The 15,249-nt window shown below is 47.5% G+C and carries 17 protein-coding genes and 1 pseudogene; 16 read left to right on the top strand and 2 right to left on the bottom strand.

Features of this window, described 5'->3' with window-relative positions:
• Positions 1–54: 54 nt before the first annotated feature.
• From C504_RS17140 to C504_RS19000, 5 genes are all read left to right on the top strand, one after another.
• Positions 55–627 (top strand): hypothetical protein, encoded by a 573-nt coding sequence (locus tag C504_RS17140; RefSeq protein ID WP_018687942.1) that lies wholly within the window; start codon positions 55–57, stop codon positions 625–627.
• A 606-nt stretch (positions 628–1,233) separates the two neighbouring features.
• The gene (locus C504_RS0103600; RefSeq protein WP_018687940.1) at positions 1,234–1,548 is read left to right on the top strand and encodes a hypothetical protein; all 315 of its coding nucleotides are present in this window, start codon (positions 1,234–1,236) and stop codon (positions 1,546–1,548) included.
• Complete coding sequence (locus C504_RS18825; protein WP_018687939.1) at positions 1,505–2,218, top strand: hypothetical protein; 714 nt, start codon at positions 1,505–1,507, stop codon at positions 2,216–2,218. Before C504_RS0103600 ends, C504_RS18825 begins: the two co-directional genes overlap by 44 nt.
• On the top strand, positions 2,101–2,580 hold the full coding sequence (locus C504_RS0103590) for a hypothetical protein (RefSeq protein ID WP_156815843.1): 480 nt from the start codon (positions 2,101–2,103) through the stop codon (positions 2,578–2,580). Before C504_RS18825 ends, C504_RS0103590 begins: the two co-directional genes overlap by 118 nt.
• 42 nt (positions 2,581–2,622) lie before the next feature.
• Entirely contained in the window at positions 2,623–2,757 is a 135-nt protein-coding gene (locus C504_RS19000; protein ID WP_281167576.1) for a hypothetical protein, read from the top strand.
• Between the two features lie 1,056 nt (positions 2,758–3,813).
• Here the strand turns inward: C504_RS19000 and C504_RS18675 are convergent.
• Positions 3,814–4,515 carry a hypothetical protein gene (locus tag C504_RS18675; protein WP_156815842.1) on the bottom strand — a complete coding sequence of 234 codons (702 nt, stop codon included), beginning with the start codon at positions 4,513–4,515 and terminating at the stop codon, positions 3,814–3,816.
• Between the two features lie 271 nt (positions 4,516–4,786).
• Here C504_RS18675 and C504_RS17125 point away from each other — a divergent pair, with 271 nt between their 5' ends.
• The 3 genes from C504_RS17125 (at position 4,787) to C504_RS0103535 (ending at position 8,152) form a co-directional block, all read left to right on the top strand.
• Positions 4,787–6,754, top strand: a complete 1,968-nt coding sequence (locus C504_RS17125; protein WP_169385079.1) for a hypothetical protein — start codon at positions 4,787–4,789, stop codon at positions 6,752–6,754.
• Between the two features lie 342 nt (positions 6,755–7,096).
• Positions 7,097–7,378: a hypothetical protein gene (locus tag C504_RS0103540; protein ID WP_018687929.1), complete on the top strand. Its 282-nt coding sequence runs from the start codon at positions 7,097–7,099 to the stop codon at positions 7,376–7,378.
• 225 nt (positions 7,379–7,603) lie between these two features.
• Complete coding sequence (locus C504_RS0103535; RefSeq protein ID WP_018687928.1) at positions 7,604–8,152, top strand: hypothetical protein; 549 nt, start codon at positions 7,604–7,606, stop codon at positions 8,150–8,152.
• On the opposite strand, the gene C504_RS18670 is transcribed toward C504_RS0103535, so the two are convergent.
• A complete protein-coding gene (locus tag C504_RS18670) occupies positions 8,077–8,598 on the bottom strand; it encodes a hypothetical protein (protein ID WP_156815840.1) in 522 nt (173 codons plus the stop codon). The two genes, C504_RS0103535 and C504_RS18670, sit on opposite strands and share 76 nt — an antisense overlap.
• Positions 8,599–8,684: 86 nt before the next feature.
• Here C504_RS18670 and C504_RS0103525 point away from each other — a divergent pair, with 86 nt between their 5' ends.
• The 8 genes and pseudogenes from C504_RS0103525 to C504_RS0103475 all read left to right on the top strand — a co-directional run bounded on the left by C504_RS0103525 (position 8,685) and on the right by C504_RS0103475 (position 15,246).
• Positions 8,685–8,891, top strand: coding sequence for a hypothetical protein (locus tag C504_RS0103525; RefSeq protein WP_156815839.1), 207 nt, complete (start codon positions 8,685–8,687; stop codon positions 8,889–8,891).
• A gap of 57 nt (positions 8,892–8,948) precedes the next feature.
• Positions 8,949–9,320: a hypothetical protein gene (locus C504_RS18240; RefSeq protein WP_156815838.1), complete on the top strand. Its 372-nt coding sequence runs from the start codon at positions 8,949–8,951 to the stop codon at positions 9,318–9,320.
• Between the two features lie 121 nt (positions 9,321–9,441).
• The gene (locus C504_RS18235) at positions 9,442–10,275 is read left to right on the top strand and encodes an uS7 family ribosomal protein (protein ID WP_156815837.1); all 834 of its coding nucleotides are present in this window, start codon (positions 9,442–9,444) and stop codon (positions 10,273–10,275) included.
• A gap of 264 nt (positions 10,276–10,539) precedes the next feature.
• Entirely contained in the window at positions 10,540–11,655 is a 1,116-nt protein-coding gene (locus C504_RS0103500) for a hypothetical protein (RefSeq protein WP_018687922.1), read from the top strand.
• 55 nt (positions 11,656–11,710) lie between these two features.
• Positions 11,711–12,958 (top strand): annotated as a pseudogene (locus C504_RS17110) (replication-associated recombination protein A); the annotation flags it as partial.
• 81 nt (positions 12,959–13,039) lie between these two features.
• Entirely contained in the window at positions 13,040–13,855 is an 816-nt protein-coding gene (locus C504_RS0103485; protein WP_018687919.1) for an aspartyl/asparaginyl beta-hydroxylase domain-containing protein, read from the top strand.
• Positions 13,856–13,861: 6 nt separating this feature from the next.
• The gene (gene crcB, locus C504_RS0103480; RefSeq protein ID WP_018687918.1) at positions 13,862–14,242 is read left to right on the top strand and encodes a fluoride efflux transporter CrcB; all 381 of its coding nucleotides are present in this window, start codon (positions 13,862–13,864) and stop codon (positions 14,240–14,242) included.
• Positions 14,243–14,250: 8 nt separating this feature from the next.
• Positions 14,251–15,246 carry an RluA family pseudouridine synthase gene (locus tag C504_RS0103475; RefSeq protein WP_018687917.1) on the top strand — a complete coding sequence of 332 codons (996 nt, stop codon included), beginning with the start codon at positions 14,251–14,253 and terminating at the stop codon, positions 15,244–15,246.
• Positions 15,247–15,249: the final 3 nt, after the last annotated feature.

The raw sequence follows: 15,249 nt of genomic DNA, 5'->3' as shown, positions 1-15,249 counted from the left end.
GCTTTGGTGCTTGGGGTTTGGTGTGTTTTGGGCCTTACCGCGTGAGTGGTTTTGATGTGGGAGCTGCTGGTCGTGCGATTACATGTTACATTCATCGTGCTTGGTGTTTTTGGTTTTGTCTTTTCTCAGATGCACCGTTCACTTGGTGTGTTCTTTGAGTACGTCTGGGTCAAGGTGCGGTTTTTTTGTATTCTTGTGTTTGCCTCGTTCGTTCTTGCCTTTTTCTGTTTGTGGTTGGTTGTTTTCTTTGATGTGTGGGATGTTGTTCGTTTCGGTTTGGTTCTTCGCCGCTTTTTGTGGGTGCCCGGTTTGTTTATGGCGTTTGGTCTTTGGGAATATTATTTTGTGGCTTGCTGTTATCCGTTTGTTTCTTGTCGGTGTGTTGGTGGTGGGTGTCGCATTCCTGTTTCAATCGCAGTTCTGCCTGGGGTTTCAGGGTGTCACTATCTTGTTTGTGCTGATAGCTGTTGTTTTCTTGTTTCGTCTTGCCATCGCATGTCTTCCAAGTCTTTCCGGGCTGTTGGGGGGCAAAGCGTCAGCTTGATTGGAGGACCGGATGCCGATTTGTTTTTTGGCTGTTTTGGTTGTGATCTTGTCAACGGGGTGACCGGTTGTCTTTCTGGTTGAGCGTGGGTTTGGATCTCCGCTGTTTTGCTCGCCTGTTTGATGGTCTCTGGGCTCTCAAGCTTCTGAGTCTTGTATCTCGGTTTTGTTTGTGTTGGCGGTTTTATTTGCAGAGTGTTGGCCTCTTTTAAGAAGCGCGCGTTTGAGGGTTGTTTGTTCTTCATTTCGGTCGTTTTTTTTCTTTGTTTGGTTCCGGGTATTGCGGGTGCGGGAGCAATGTTGGCGTCCTTTTTTTTTTCCGCTGCACGTTACGCTCTTTGTGGTTTTTGCTTTGTTCGCCTGTCGTTTTGCGTTGATCTTCGTGCTTGGGGTTTTGTTGGTTTGTTGTGCTTCTGTTGTCTTGTTTATGTTGTTCTCAGTTTGCTTAGTTTTTGTGCTTGGACGGGTGAAATCGGGTGCTTTTATGACCTTTGTTGTTGTCGTGTTCGCTCTGTTGGTGCGTTGCTGGGATGGCAGTGTCGTTTTGTTTTGCTTCGTTTGGGGCGTTCTATTGGGGGGTGTATGTGTTCTATTGGGCTCGCGTCTTTTCTGCCGCGTGCTTTGCTCGTTGCGCGGTCTGCTGCTTCTGCTGTTCGTGTCTTTTTCGGCTGATGTGTTGTTTGAGAGTTTGTGGTGCAAACCATCCGTTTGTGTGAGATTGTGGTTGTGCTTCGTGTTTCTGCTCTTGGGCGTTGTGGTTTTGTACGTGAAGTTGTTGGCTTTGATGTCCGCGCTGTTGTTGCAGGTCTCTATGTTGTTATCTGCCCGATTGGCCCGTCGGAGGGTCGGGACGTTGGTCTTATTTCCTCGGTTTCGCCATTTGCGTTTTTGAATTTGTCGGTTTTTGTTGCTAGCGCTTGCCGGCCAATTCTTGTTGGTTTGGTTATGGTGGGCGTTGTGTATGTTTGTTTCGTGGAAGGTTCTGGATATTTGGTTGCTGGGTGAAGCTCTTTATTCGCTGCTCGTGGCGGTTTTGTTCCTGGGTTTGTTGTTTGGCGTCTTGCTGGCGTCGTTCTGTTGTCAGCGCGTTATGTGGTTTCCTTTGTTGACGTTTCTCGTTATCAGTTTGTTTCTTTTTGTGGGGCTGTTCTCTTGTTCGTTTCGTGCTATGGTTGGTGCCGTGTTGTTTTTGGTTGCTGGTTGCAGCGTGCGGGTGTGTTTTTTTTGCGTTTGGATTGTTGTTTTTTCGGTTCGGGCATGTATGCCGTTTTTGTGTGTGGTTCCTGTGCTGGTCTTGGGTCTGTCTGTGTTGGTGTTGTGTTTGGTGTTGATGGGGCTCGTGTGGTTGTTTGTGTTTCGGGGGCTGTTTCTCCAGGGGTTTGTTGGTTTTGTCTTTTTTGCTTTGGGTCTTTCCGGCGTTCTCGTGTTTCCAGATGTCTCCTCTGGTGTCGTCTGTTCCGTTTTGGTGATGTTCTTTATCGTTTGTATGTTTTTGCTGACTGTTGTTGAAGCGTTGTTTTTGCTTTGGGGCTTGGCCTTCCCGTTCTTGTCGCGTTTATGGCTTGGAACGGCTGGTGTTTTGGGGTGTCTATCGTTCTTTCAGTCGGTGTTGTTCGTGGTGGCGTTTTCTTGTTTGTTCACTTTGCTGAATTGGGCGTTGTGGTGCGTGCTATGATTCTTGGCCGTGAGGTTCTCATTGGCGATCTTTTGAACGTGTCGGTCGAATTGGTTGCTATGCTGGGTGACGGTGGTATCATTTGTATTGGTGCTGGCTTTGGAGTTTGTGGTCTTCTCGTTGGTTTGTTTCGCCCGCTGGGTGTGTGCCGTATGGCGCTTGGCGATCTTGTTCTCCGTGGCATTTTGGGTGGCGTCGTGTCTTCTGTCTGTTACGGGTCTGTTCGTATGTCGGTTTGTGCTTTTGTTGGTGTTGTTGTGGTTCGTGTTTTTAACGGTTTGGGCGTTTCTAAAGGCGGGGTTTCTATGGCTGTCTCTCGGGAAGGTGTTGGCGTTCTTGCTGTTGTTCGTTCTGATGGTTAGATCCTTGTTTATTGCCAGGTTTATTGTGGTTTGGGTGATTTGGTGTTCGTTCTCGAACTTATTTCTGGTGCGGGGGGCTTTGTAATTGGCGCTGTGGTTCGTGTTTCGCTGCTTGGCGGTTGTGTTTGTTTTGGGTTTTGGTCGTTTGCCGTTGTTGCCGATGGTTTGGGGGTTTGACTTGTGTCGCTTCGCTCCGGTTTTGTTGCGTCTCAGGGTGTTCTTGAGCAGCGTTTTGTTGGCGAGTTTGTGTGGGTCGTGTTCTGCGGCGAGATTGCTCCTTGCGTTTTTAAGATGGTTCAGGTTTTTGTTTGTCTCGTGTTGGTAATCCAGCGATTGGCCTTGCTGGTGGTGTTTCAGGGTCGCTAGGGTGTGGTTTCGTTCATTTTGCCGGCCGTAGGGGTGCGGTTGCTTTCGTCTGGTGCGCTTGTTTTTTTGTTGCTGTACCGGCTTGGTGTTTCTTTGTTTATGCTCGTTGTTGCTCTCCTTTTGCCCGATTTGGGTTGGGCCTGTGCCGGTCTGTGCTCGAGGATTTTGTTTCTGGTGTTCGCTTATGTTTTGAGTGGTGGTTTTCAGTCGCTGGTGTTGGTTATGGTGGTTTTGTTTCCTGTTAACGCCTGTAGTTAGCGGTTTGTTGTTCTGGTTGTTTTGTTTATTGTTTTCGTTGGTGCGTCTTTGCTGCGCGGCGTTTGCCTTGTGACATCGTTTTTTGTTGGTTCTGTTGGGGACGGCTTGGTTGAGTTGCTTCTGAAATTCGTTCTTTCTGCTCGCGTTCGGTTTGTCTTGTCTGGTGTTTTTACTGTTGGGCAGTTCGGCTGTTCGGTGACTGTGGTTTGCATCTGTATGGTTCGCTTTCATGGCTTCGTGGATGCTAGCATTGCTGCGCGTTGGGTTGGTCGTTCGTCGCTTGTTGCGGAGGGTCGGCTGGGTGGTCGTGCGCCTTTCGGTTTTCCGCTCTTCGGTGAGTTTGTATTGTGGGCTCTTTGGTGTTGTGGCGGGGCATACACTTTGTTGTGCCTGCTGTTTGTTTGGTGGTCTTCGGTTGTTGGTCGTGTCAGGTTGTGTTACTCATTTGTTCGCTGTGGTTGTCCGTTTGGTTGCGGTATTTGGTTCTGCTTCAGGGTTCTGGTCAGTGGTTTTCGTTCGTTTGGTCTGTATTTTGCACTGTCTTCTCCACGTTTTGTTTGTGGTTGCGCGTGGGGGTGGTTTCCTGTTGTAGTTTGGTCGTCGTTTTGGTTAGTTTTTTGGCGGTTTTTTGCGGGGGGTGGCTTTTCTTTGTGGGGGTTTTCTTTGTTGCTTTCTTTTTTTTAATTTCCGTGGTTGGGGTTGCTCCTGTGTTTTAGGGGGGTTTGGCCCGATGGTGGCGGTCGTGACGCCCGCGGTTGCCGCTCTGTTGTCGCCTGCGGCTTCTTTGCCGAGTTTGTTCTTCTTTCTCGTTTTTCTTGCGTTTTCGGAGGCGGTTGTTTCTTTGTTTTTGGTGGGCTTTTCGTTGTTGGCGACCATCAAGTCCGTGTCGTTTTTGGTCGTGGTTGGTGGTGTTTTGTGTGTGCGTCTTTTTGGCCGGCTCCTGGAGTTTGAATGTGTTTGCTGCTTTTCTTTGCGTTTGGCATCTGACGTCCTTTTCTGCGCGACGTTTGGTGTTGTGGTTGCTCTGTTACGGTTTTGTTGCGTGCGTCTGGTGCTTGTTGTGGTTTTCTTGCTTGTTGTGCTTTTTTTGTTGTTTTCGTCATTGTTGGTCTGTATTGCTTTGTTGCTTGATCTGTTTTTTCTTGGTATCGATCGGGTTTTGTTTTTGGGGCATTTGATGGTTTGTGAGCCGGGTTTGACTTGTTTGACATCGCTTCTGCTTGTTTTTTTAGATGCTTTCCTGTTGGGTGGTGTCGTCTTGGTTTGATTTGCGTTGACGTGTATGATTGGTGCTGCCGTTCTTCGGGCCATTTTTTCCGGTGTTGTTGTGCTTTGGTTTGTTGTTCCGCTGGGTGGTGTGTTTGCGTTGACCTGTTCTGCGGTTCAATCTGCGGCTCTTTTGACGCGCGTTAAAGTCTTTTCGGTCTTGGTGTGTTTAGGCTGTCTTGTTTAGTGGCTGTTTATGATACTCGTTCGGTTTGTTGCGTGGTCTTTGCGTTCTCTTGTTTCGTTTGTTTGCGGGCGTTTGGTTGCTTGAGCTTTGTATTTGCTTTGCCGCTGTGTGATCTACGGGATCATGCGTTTGCAGCGTTTTCTGGAATTGGTTTTGGTGGGGGTCTTGGTTCTTGTCGGGGCGCGTCTGGTTGACGCGTCTTTTGATGTCTTGTTTGATGCTGGTGTTTGTGTCTGTGTGGTTACGGGGGCTGCCAGGTGTCGGTTTATCTTCGTTTGTGTCATGGTTGCTTTTCAGCCGTGTTTTTTCCGCCCTTCCTTGTTGTTTCTATGGGTCGTCTTTTCGGGTCTTTTGGTTCTCGTGAGTTTTCTTGTGTTGACATTGTTCCTGTTTGGTCTTTGTTCGAAGCTGGCTTTTGCCGTTTTGCTTTGGTTGGTGTTTGCGTTCTTTGTTGTGGCGGGTTTTTCTTTAACTTTTATCTTGGCGTGGCTGGTGGTTGTAAGTGAGCGGTTGGAAGTTTGGGATATGCTGGTTGTGGTTTTTCTGTTGCCTCCGGTGCTGTTTCGGCGTTTTCCTCTATTTTTTGGCGTTGGTGTTGGGGCTTTTGCCGCTTTTTTTGTTTGTGGTAATGGTTTTCTGCTTTACTCGCTTTTTTTTTCAGTGTTTTTGTGCGTTTTTGGTGGGGTCTCTTTTGCTTTTCTGGTTTCGCTTTGTTTGGTCGCGTTGTTTGCGGGGCGTGTTGTTCTGGTGTCTTCTATGGCCTTTGTTGCCGCAGCCTTTGGTTTTCCTATGATTTTTGGGTCCTTGTCTATGGTTCTTGGTCTTTACTATCTTTTTTTGTTTGCGGTTGGTGCTCTGGTTGTTTATCTGCTGTTTGCTTATATGGGGTTGCTGGGTTTTGCTCTTGATGCTTTTGTTGTAGCTTTCCACACCCAATTCAGCGGTCTTTTTGGGCCCTTTGATGTGTTTGGCGGTGGGGTGATTGAGCTGCTTGCGATTTTTGCAGTTGGTATTATGCTTTGTGTTTTTTTGTCTGTTGCTGTTCAGTTGCTGTTCTCTGTTTTTCCTCAGGTTGTGCCGCTTAAAAACGTGTGTGCGCTGGTGGGTACGGTTTTTCGTCACTGTGGTCGTTATGGGACTGTTTTCTTTGCTGCCCTTCTTGTTTCTGTTGTCTTTGTTGGTGTTTGGGGTGGTGGTGTTTTTTTTTGTGATGCCGGTTTGTTTTTCCGGTTTTCAACAGTGGTTTTGGTTGTTGGCGGTGCCATGTTCGTCATGTGGTTTGGTGAGCAGTTTACTGCTGGCGTGATTGGTTTTGGTGTTTCGTTGATTATTTTTGTTGGTGTTTTTGCTGGTTTGGCTTCTGCGCTTGCTGGTGCTCTCGTGGTTGGTCTTCCGGGTGTTTTGTTTGCCGGTCTTGTGGTTGGCATACTGGTGCTTTCTGTTTCTATTATTGCTTTTTTTGTTTTTGTTGGTTGTGCACGTCGGCTGTTGCTGCTTGCTTGTCTGCGTGGTCTTGTGGGCAAGCGGTTGTTTGAGGTCGTTGCGTCGCCGTTGCCATTAAAGTTTAACGCAGGTTTTGTTGTTCCTGCGTTCTTCGCCTCGTCACTTGTTTTGTTTCCTGGTCTTGTTGCTGGTTTGTTTGATACTGGGAATTTTGGTTACTTGGCGCGTCGTTTTGTTGCTGTTGTTGGTGATTGTCTGCTTCTTTCTATGGTGTTTTGTGCTGCTTTGGTTGTGTTCTTTTCTTTCTTTTTTGCTGCGGTTGTTTTTGTTGCTTCTGTGGGCGCTGGCGTCTTTGGTCGTCCTTTTGTTTTCGTTGTTGTGGTTCGGCCTTGTGCTGGTATCGTTGTTTCTGTTGGTTGTGTTTTTGCTGGGGTTGCTGTTGTTGGTGTTGTTTCGTTTGTTTTTGTTTGTATTTTCCTCGGTTTTGTGCTGGCTTGTGCAGTGGTGTCTTTTTTTTTTGGTGTTTGTTCTTTTCTTGTCGTTGTCCGCGTTACACTGGTTACGGTCGGTGAGGTTGTCGGTGTTCTTGTTGCTCAGTCGTTTGGTGGGTTTGTTACGCAGTTTACATTGCGTGGGTTGCACATGGGTGGTTGAGCTTAGTTTTTGTAGTGCTGCTTGGTTGGGGTATGTTATGATGGTGTTGTGGGCTTGTTGAAGCTTACGGTCTTGCGTAACTTTCGTGTGGTTATCTTTTTTGTGGGGCTGTTGCTGTTTGTCCTGATTTTGGTTTTCGCGGTCGATGCGTTCTGTATGCATGTGGTTTTTTGTGGTTTTCTCTTGTTGGTTGGTTTTTGTGAGGTTGTCTTGCGCGGTTTGCTTGTGGTTGAGTGTTCCTTTTTGATGGGTCCGCTTGTGTGGTGGGGCTCGGTTATGGTTTAGCTTGTGTGTTTTGTTGATGGTGTCTGTGGTTTGGTGTGGTGCTTTGGCTGTCCTTTTATGACTAAGTTTTTTTTTATCGCCTTGCTTTCCGCTTTACGTGGTGCTGTTGTGGCGCTGGTTATTCTGGTGCTTTGTAGCCTGGGGGTAGTTTTGGCGTTTGCGCGTGGTGCGGTTGTACGTTTTTTGCTTTCCGTAGGTGTGATCTTGGCGGTTGGGTCAGGTGGGGGGTTTTGGCCTGTTGTTGTTATTGCTCGTCTTTGCTTGGTTTTTGCTATGCCAAAGGCCTTTTCCGGTGGTTTTCTGGGTTTTGGTGGATTGTTTGAGTTGGGGCGTGCTTAGGACCATTTTTTGATGGCGTTTATTGCGGGTCGGTTGCGTTCCGTCCGTTCGTTCTGATTCGTGCGTCGTGTCTTTTTTGAGTTGTTTGCGTCGGGTTTGTAGCCCGCGGACTCTCTTATTCCCGCGTGCGTTTTTTTTCCTTTTGGGGTTGGTTTGCGTATTTGGTAGGGTGCCTCGCTTGTTGCTGGTTCCCCTGGGCGGGATGATCTTCTTGGTGTTTTTGGTGTGGATGGTGTTTTTTGTTTGGTTGTTGTTGCCGTGGTTGACGTGTCCCGACTTCAGGGTGTTTTTATCTCCGTCCAGTACATTGACGTTATTGTTGGTCAGTTGGTGCAGGAGGTGGTCGTGACTGAGCCCGTTGCTTCAGGTTGTCTTGTGGGCGACTTTTTTGACGGTGTCGTTCTTGGCGTTGTTGATGCGCTTGTGCGTGACTATGGTGTTGCAGGCGCCCTTGGTGGTGCTGTTTTTCTGGGTGTTACGCGGTTGTTGTTTCTTGGTTGTTCGTTTGTTTTTGGTGCTTGTTTTGGTGTTCCTGTTCGTGTTCTGCGTGCGGCCTCGATTGCGGGTACGCTTGATGGGCTTGCGGGTGTTATCGCTGGTGTGATTGTTTGTTGCTTGATTTTTGGTTTTGCCGGTGGTGCTATGGCGGCGCTTGGCCTTATCGGATCTTTTCGCTGTCTGCTGATGCTTGATGCGTTTCAGGCCGCTTCAAGCGCAGCATTTGCTGTTGCATTGTTGGTGTGCATTCTGGTTTCGAGCGCGCCATGTTCATAATCTGTGGTTTTCAGGTTAATGCAATTGCTTGGTCTTTGGTTGTTCTGCTTTTTTTTTTTTGTTGTGGTTGTTTTTTTTTTTTTGCTGTTGGGCTGGCTGTCGAAGGTTTTTCTCTCTTCGTCCTCGTCGGTGGTGTGGGTTCTTTGGGGGTTTTCGTTATCGGTCCTTTCTTCGGTGGTGACTCTGGCTTGTTTGCGTTGCATGGTGCGTTTTTCGGCTTCTGGTTTTTTCTTGTTGTGGGGCTTGTTGCGGATTGTTGCTGTCTGGTTGAAGGAGGTTTCTGGGTATCCATCTTCCGATGATGTGTTTTGTGTGTCTTTAATCGCGGGATGGTCGTTTGCTGCTTTTGCTCTACTGTTGGCTTGTATTGTTGTTGTTTTCTGTTGCTGCTGTGCTTTGCCTACACTGGTGAGAACTGGTTGGTCTTGGTCTTGTTGAGTTTCCATGTTTTGTTCAGTTTTTTTCTTTGATCTTTTAGTGTCTTGGCCTCGGTTTCTGTTTGGGTTTGGGTTGTGCGCTTTGCGGTGTTTTGTTGTTTTTACTTGGTTGTGGTTTTGTTGGTTTTGTGCTGCTTGGCGTCGTTCTAGTCGATTTGTGTTCTCTTCGTGGTTTTGTCTATTCTGTTGCTTTCATCCTCTTGCACGTTTCATATATTGTGTTTATCTTTGAAGTTGTTGGGCTTTTGCTTCTTGTTGTTTGCGGGCAAGTCGGAGGCGCTGTTTTGTCTTCTTATGTTTAGGTTGTTGGCTATTTTGTGGTTCTTGTGCGTGCCGATTTCTTGTGTGGGCTTGTTTTAGTGGCTGCAGTCCGTCTGTTGTTCCGCGTTGCTGGTGTTGCGGGTTTTGTTCGTGCTGAAGTTCCTGGTTTTGAGGCTGCGCCGCTCGGTCTTGTTGTTTTTGCTCGTGTTTATTCACCGGTTCGGAAAGTTTCTTACTCTGTTGTTCGTACAGTTGCCGGGGTTGTTCTCGCTTATGGTTTTTTGGTTATGGGTTTTGTCCCTGGTGGGGGTGTTTCCGTTGAAGATGCTTTTGTTTTTGTTGTCCGTGTTGTCCGCGTCCAGGTTTTTGTGTTTGTTCGTTTTGACGTTCTGGGTGGTGTTGTGGATGCGGAGGGCGTTCAGGACCTTGCGTTGCGTCGCTCTCTTTTTGGGGCTGTTGGTGCTTTGTAAGTTTCTTTTGGGTTTTGTTTTTGCTTGAAGGTGGGCATTTTTTTTTTTCTTTGGGCTCTTTTTCGGAAGAGGTGAGGTGAACTGTTTTGTGCGGTTCGGTTCTGTGGTTGTTCTCTTATTGATGTTCGCGATGTTTTTTGATGTCTGGGCGTCTATTTCTGTGTGTATGTTCTACGTTGGCTTCGAGATCGTGTCTGAGATGTCGCAATCCGTTCCGGTTGTCATTTTTCATTTTTGTTTTTACTCTGTTTGGGCGGGTGTTGTTGTGCGTTGGCTCCTTGTTGGTGGTGCTTCATGTCGGGTTCTTGTTGGTGTGCGCCGTGAGCGTCGTGCAGTTTTTGCTATTCTGTGGGTGTTTGTTGTTGCACGCGAGCGTATCGTGACAACTTTGGTTGATGGCTTGTCCTTTGGTTTGCTCGTTGCGGCGCTCGTTCGTTTGGGTGCCGTTGGTGATCTTGACGCCCGTCGTCAAGTGGCTTCTTCCATTCGTGCGTTCTTTCAGTCCCGTTGGTTGTTTGCTTTTTTTTTAGCGGGTTGTGCGGTTTGTTGTGGCGGGTATTTGCGCTTCATGATTGTGGTCTTTTTGGTATGTTGGCATGCGTTTATGGCGGTCATCGAATTCTTTGTTCGTGTTTTTTGTTTTCGTGTTGTGGGCTTCCGTGCATGTCTTGAGTGTGCGGATGTGCTGGGAGTATGTGCTGGATGGTTTCGGCTTTGGAGGGGGTTTTTGCGGTTAGGTCCTTTGGTGGGCCTTTTTTTTTTGTATGTTGTGCTTGTTATAGTGGTTTGTTCGGTGTTATTGATGCTTCTTGGTTTTTTTGCTTTACCTTTTATTTTGGGGGTTGCTTGCGTTTGCTCGATTGTTGTTTTTGCGTTGTTTCTGGCTATTCTGGTGTTTGGTTTTCTCCTGGAGTTGTTTGGGGTCAGTGTGCCTGGTCTAACTTTTGCTGTGTGATCTCTGCCGGTTGGATGGACGTGACTGGTGCTGCGTTTTTCACTTGGGTGAGGCGAGTTTCAGCTTTCTTTTGTGCTGCTTGTTGTGTTTTGCTGTTGTTGTTTTGTTCTGGTTTTTGGTTTGCGGGCGTTCTTGCTGTTATCGTCGTGTTTTGGTTTTTCTGGATTTTTTGGGCGGTTTTTTGGCGCTGGGCTTTTGTGGCGTTTGGTGCGTGTTTGATGGTGGCTTGTTTCGGGTGTTGTTGTTTGTTGTTCGGGGCTGGTTTTGACGTCGATTCATGTGCTTTGTGGTGTTGTTTTGATGGTAGTGTGTCTGTCAGTTGTCCGTTCGTTTGGCTTTTTCGTTGTGGTTGTTTCTGCGTTTTCTTCTTTTGGTTTTTTTGTGGTTCGTGCTTTTGAGGCTTTGGTTTCGCTTCGCTTTTTGGAGTTTTATCGGTTTTTCTTCGTTGGTTTGTTTTTGTGCCTTGTCTTTCGGTTTTTTGTGTGCCGACTGATTACGTGCGGTCTTGTTTCTGCTGTGGTGCTTAGCCGGTTTGTCTTTTGTGGTTTTGGTTTCTTTATGCCCCGTTTTTTTGGGCTTTTTCTTTGTGCTTTCTGTGTTGTGTTGATTTTTATGCCGGTTGTTTTGTTTGGCATTCTGTGCGGTGTCTTTAGTCGTTCTTTTGGCTTATGTTGTATCTGCTTTGTTATTCTGGCGTTTATGTTGCGTGCGGTTTTGGTGGTGGCCTTGTTTGTCTGTGTTGTTTTTGAGCGACGTTATCTTGGGGTTGATTTTGTGCTTGTTTGGCCCGATTTTTTTTGGAGTGTGTGGTTTTCGCTTCTCTGGTGTTTTCTCTTTGTATGTGTTGTTGATCTGGGGGCTGCTGAGAGTGGGTGGTTGTTGGTTTGTGCCGTTTTGCTGGTGATTATCGTTCATTGCGTGTTCGTTCGTGTTGCGCTTGGTTTTCGTTTGTTGTTTCTTTCCTTTGTTGGCTTCGCCTCGGTGTTTTTTTTTTCTGTTTGCAAGGTTGTTTCGATGTTGGTTCGACTTTCGGCGCCTCGGGGTTTGGTTGCTGCGAGGCCCTTGCTCGTGGAGGGGCGCTGTCTTTTTGGTGTTGGAAACATTCTTGTGGTTCTGTTCGGTTTTCTCGTTTGGCTGTGGTTTTTGGGTGGTGTTCGTGGTGTTGTGATTTTAGATTTTGATCGTGGTTCGTTTGCTGTGCGTTTCGTCTTTAGTCCCTTCGGGGTTTTGGAAGATGTATCCGGTGAGTTGTTGATGCTTGTTGGGTTTGTTGCTTCTGTTTTTTGGGTTTTTCGTCGTTGTTGGTTTTTTGTGCTTATTATGACTTTGCGTTTTCTGTTTTTGTTTTTGCGGTCTTTGCTTGTGTGGCCTTTTTTGTAGTTGCGCTGAGGGGAGGTGCTCCGTTGGTTGTTTCAATCGTGCGGTTTGAGGTGGTTTGCGCTGCAGAGTGCTTTGGGGTGTTTTTTGTTGGGCTTATTTCTCTTGGTGTTCGGGTTTTTTGTCGTGTCTGTTTTCTCCTTGTGGCGGTGGTCGGCTTTTTTTTTGGGGTGGGTCCTGTGTTGGGTTACGTGCTTTCTTTGGTTTGATTGCTGGCAGGCCGTGTCCTGTCTTTGATGGTTTTTGTTCTTTTTTTTGTGGTTTCGCTGGTTTTGTGTGGCTATTTGAATCAGCGCTTTTGTTCCGTTGTCTTTGGCGTGCGTCCTTTGTTTTCGTTGGCGGCTTAGCGGGCTTCATGGGGGCACGGCATGGCCGTTTTTTAGTTTTTGTGGAATATGGTGCGCTTGCCTTTTTGGGTGCTTGGTCGGGTTGTCCGTGGTTTGACCTTACTGCTGGGGTCTTTTCACGGGCGCGGGTGCTTACTTTAAAGCGCCATGATGAGAATAGTCTTTCACTTCTTTTGACCAAGGCTGAAGCGCTTATTGGTCGGCCTCTGCCCGTTGATGAAGATGGGCGCGTCGCCATCATCGCTATGGCTGATGGTGATGGACGCGCAGTGCTAACACTTGCAGAAGAGCTTTATCGTTCAACATTGCCTGATGAGCGCATCGGCGTTGATGGTTTACGTAAAATTTTGCAACGCCGTGCGCCGCTTTACGACAAGGGCCAAGACGGTCATTACAATCTCATATCGGCCTTACATAAATCTGTGCGTGGTTCTGATCCGGATGCTGCGCTTTATTATCTTGCACGTATGCTCGATGCTGGCGAAGATCCGCTTTATCTAGGGCGGCGCTTGGTGCGTATGGCGTCAGAAGATATTGGTCTTGCTGATCCGCAAGCGCTGCAGATTACGTTGGCTGCTAAAGATGCGTTTGATTATCTCGGCTCGCCAGAAGGTGAGCTGGCACTGGCGCAAGCATGCGTCTATTTAGCCTCTGCGCCTAAATCCAATGCCGTTTATAAAGCTTATAAAGCGGCGCGTATATCAGCACAGCAATTTGGTTCATTGTTGCCGCCTAAGCATATTTTAAATGCTCCAACCAAATTGATGGGTGCTGAAGGCTATGGTGTTGGCTATCAATATGATCATGACGCACCGGATGCTTTTTCAGGGCAGGACTATTTTCCAACCGAGATGGGGCGCCAGAAATATTATAAGCCCGTCGAGCGCGGCTTTGAACGCGATATCGGGAAACGCTTAGATTACTGGTCGAAATTAAGAAGACAGCGTGGCAGTTCTTGATAGCAGGTCAAATTGTAACCTTGCTGATTGAACGATCAATGCGTAAATGAAACACATAAATGAACAAGTGATGGTGCTGCGATGAATCGTGATACAAAAAAGCTTATCAAAAGCATGGCAATCGCCGCTATTGTATTGGCAATTCTATTTTACTTCATACCGTTGATTACGATTTTTTGGCTGATCTGCGGTCTGCTTGATATTTCACGCAATAAGGCAAAGACCGGTATGATGTTTCGGCGCTATTTTAGCGGCAACGGATTGCTGACTTGGTTTTTATCGCCATTCAACCTGTTTGTAGATATCATTTCACCGCGCAATCCCGGTGTTCTTAAGCTTGAAGATTTGCCCGAAACACACCGTGCTGAAATTGATGATGTGTTGGACGTATTTCGCGCGCAAAAAGATACAATTATTGCTGATATTGACGCTGTCTTTGGCGAAGGCCGACGCGGCATGTATGTGTATCGCTGGTTTGGTAAAAAGCAGATTGATAATGTGCCGGAATTGAACGGCGATTATAAATTTGTCAAAACAATTGCAGTTTCTGTGTTTAGCGGCAAAGAAAAAACAACGTGGCACTATGGTCCACACCGTTTGAGCTATCGCGTTTTGCTTAATTTGTCGCCGATTGAAACAGACAAAGTGTTTATCGAATGTCAGGGCAAAAAGCATTACTGGCACGAAGACCCGCTTTATATTTTTGACGATACATTGTTCCATCGCTCTATCAATGATCTGGATGCGAGACGTTACGTAGTGTTTATGGATGTGGCGCGCCCAAGTTACGTGCCTGCCTTTATTGATGCTGGTTTGGCTTTTGTGTCATTTGTTGGTGGCCGCTTGAAGAAGTTTTTCTATAAAAATTGGAAGTTGATCGGGGCCAAAGCGAACTGATGCGTTATGTTTAGTTTCTTGCTCATTGGTATTGGCGGCGCTTTGGGCGCAATGCTGCGGCATGGCGTGAATGTGAGCGCCACGCGCCTGTTGGGCGTTGGGTTTCCTTATGGCACCATCATCGTCAATATCGCTGGCTCTTTTTTAATGGGGCTTTTGATTGCATGGCTCGCGCGCCGCATGGGCGGCTCGAGCAATGAATTGCGGCTGTTTCTTGCCACTGGTTTTCTCGGTGGATTTACGACATTTTCTGCATTCTCTTTGGATGCGGTTGTTTTGTATGAGCGCGGTGATATCGCTCAAGCAGGACTTTATATTGCGATTAGCGTTATCGTTTCGATCGGCGCGCTTTTTGCCGGTTTGCTGCTTATGCGCAGCTTAGGTTAGGGAATTTTATGGCGGGCGTTGAAAATATTGAAGTTGACGGCGAAGAGGATGGCATGCGCTTAGACCGCTGGTTTAAGTCGCACTATCCAGGTTTAGGCTTCGGGCCGTTACAAAAACTATTACGCTCTGGCCAAGTGCGGGTTGATGGTGGCCGTGTAAAATCAGATACGCGTCTTCAAAAAGGCCAAAGCGTTCGTATTCCGCCTATGCAGACGGATAGAGCAAGTGATGGCAATATGACAGCGCATTCCATTCGTAATACGGGTGATGCAGAAGCTATTCGCAAGATGACGTTGTTTGAAGATGAGCGCGTGCTGGTTATCAACAAGCCGCCGGGGCTTTCGGTGCAGGGCGGTTCAAATGTGCCGCGTCATATTGATGGAATGCTTGAAGCGCTTCGCAATAAGAAGGGTGAGAAACCGCGTCTTGTTCACCGTCTTGACCGTGATACATCCGGCGTTCTTATGGTTGCGAAAACACGCAGTGCCGCTCAAAAGTTAGCCGAATCGTTTCGTCACCGTGAAACGAAGAAGACCTATTGGGCACTTGTGAAAGCTGCGCCGCCGAAAACTGAAGGCACAATCAAAAGCTGGCTTTTGAAAAAGCAGACACCGGATGGCGACCGCATGGAAGTTGTTCGCCATGGTATTAAAGGCGCAGATCACGCTGTTTCAAACTACCGGATTATTGAGCGGATTGGCCAACGTTTAACATGGCTAGAGCTTGAGCCTTATACAGGGCGTACGCACCAGCTTCGTGTTCATGCCTTGCAGATGGAATGCCCAATATTGGGCGATCCGAAATATTTTGAAGATGATCCGAACTGGGATTTTCCAGGTGGTATTCAAAATAAGCTGCATTTGCATGCACGGCGCCTACGTATACCGCACCCGTCAGGCGGTGCGATGATTGATGTCAGTGCGCCAATGCCGCAACATATGGTTCAAAGCTGGAACCTCCTCGGTCTTGAAGAGGCCCGCGGCGATGAAATGGAAGACAGCTAAGCC

It is taken from the genome of Ahrensia kielensis DSM 5890, assembly GCF_000374465.1.
In the GTDB taxonomy this organism is placed as follows: Bacteria; Pseudomonadota; Alphaproteobacteria; order Rhizobiales; family Rhizobiaceae; genus Ahrensia; species Ahrensia kielensis.
Note: the sequence above shows the minus strand (reverse complement) of the source record. Positions and strands in the feature narration are given on the sequence as shown.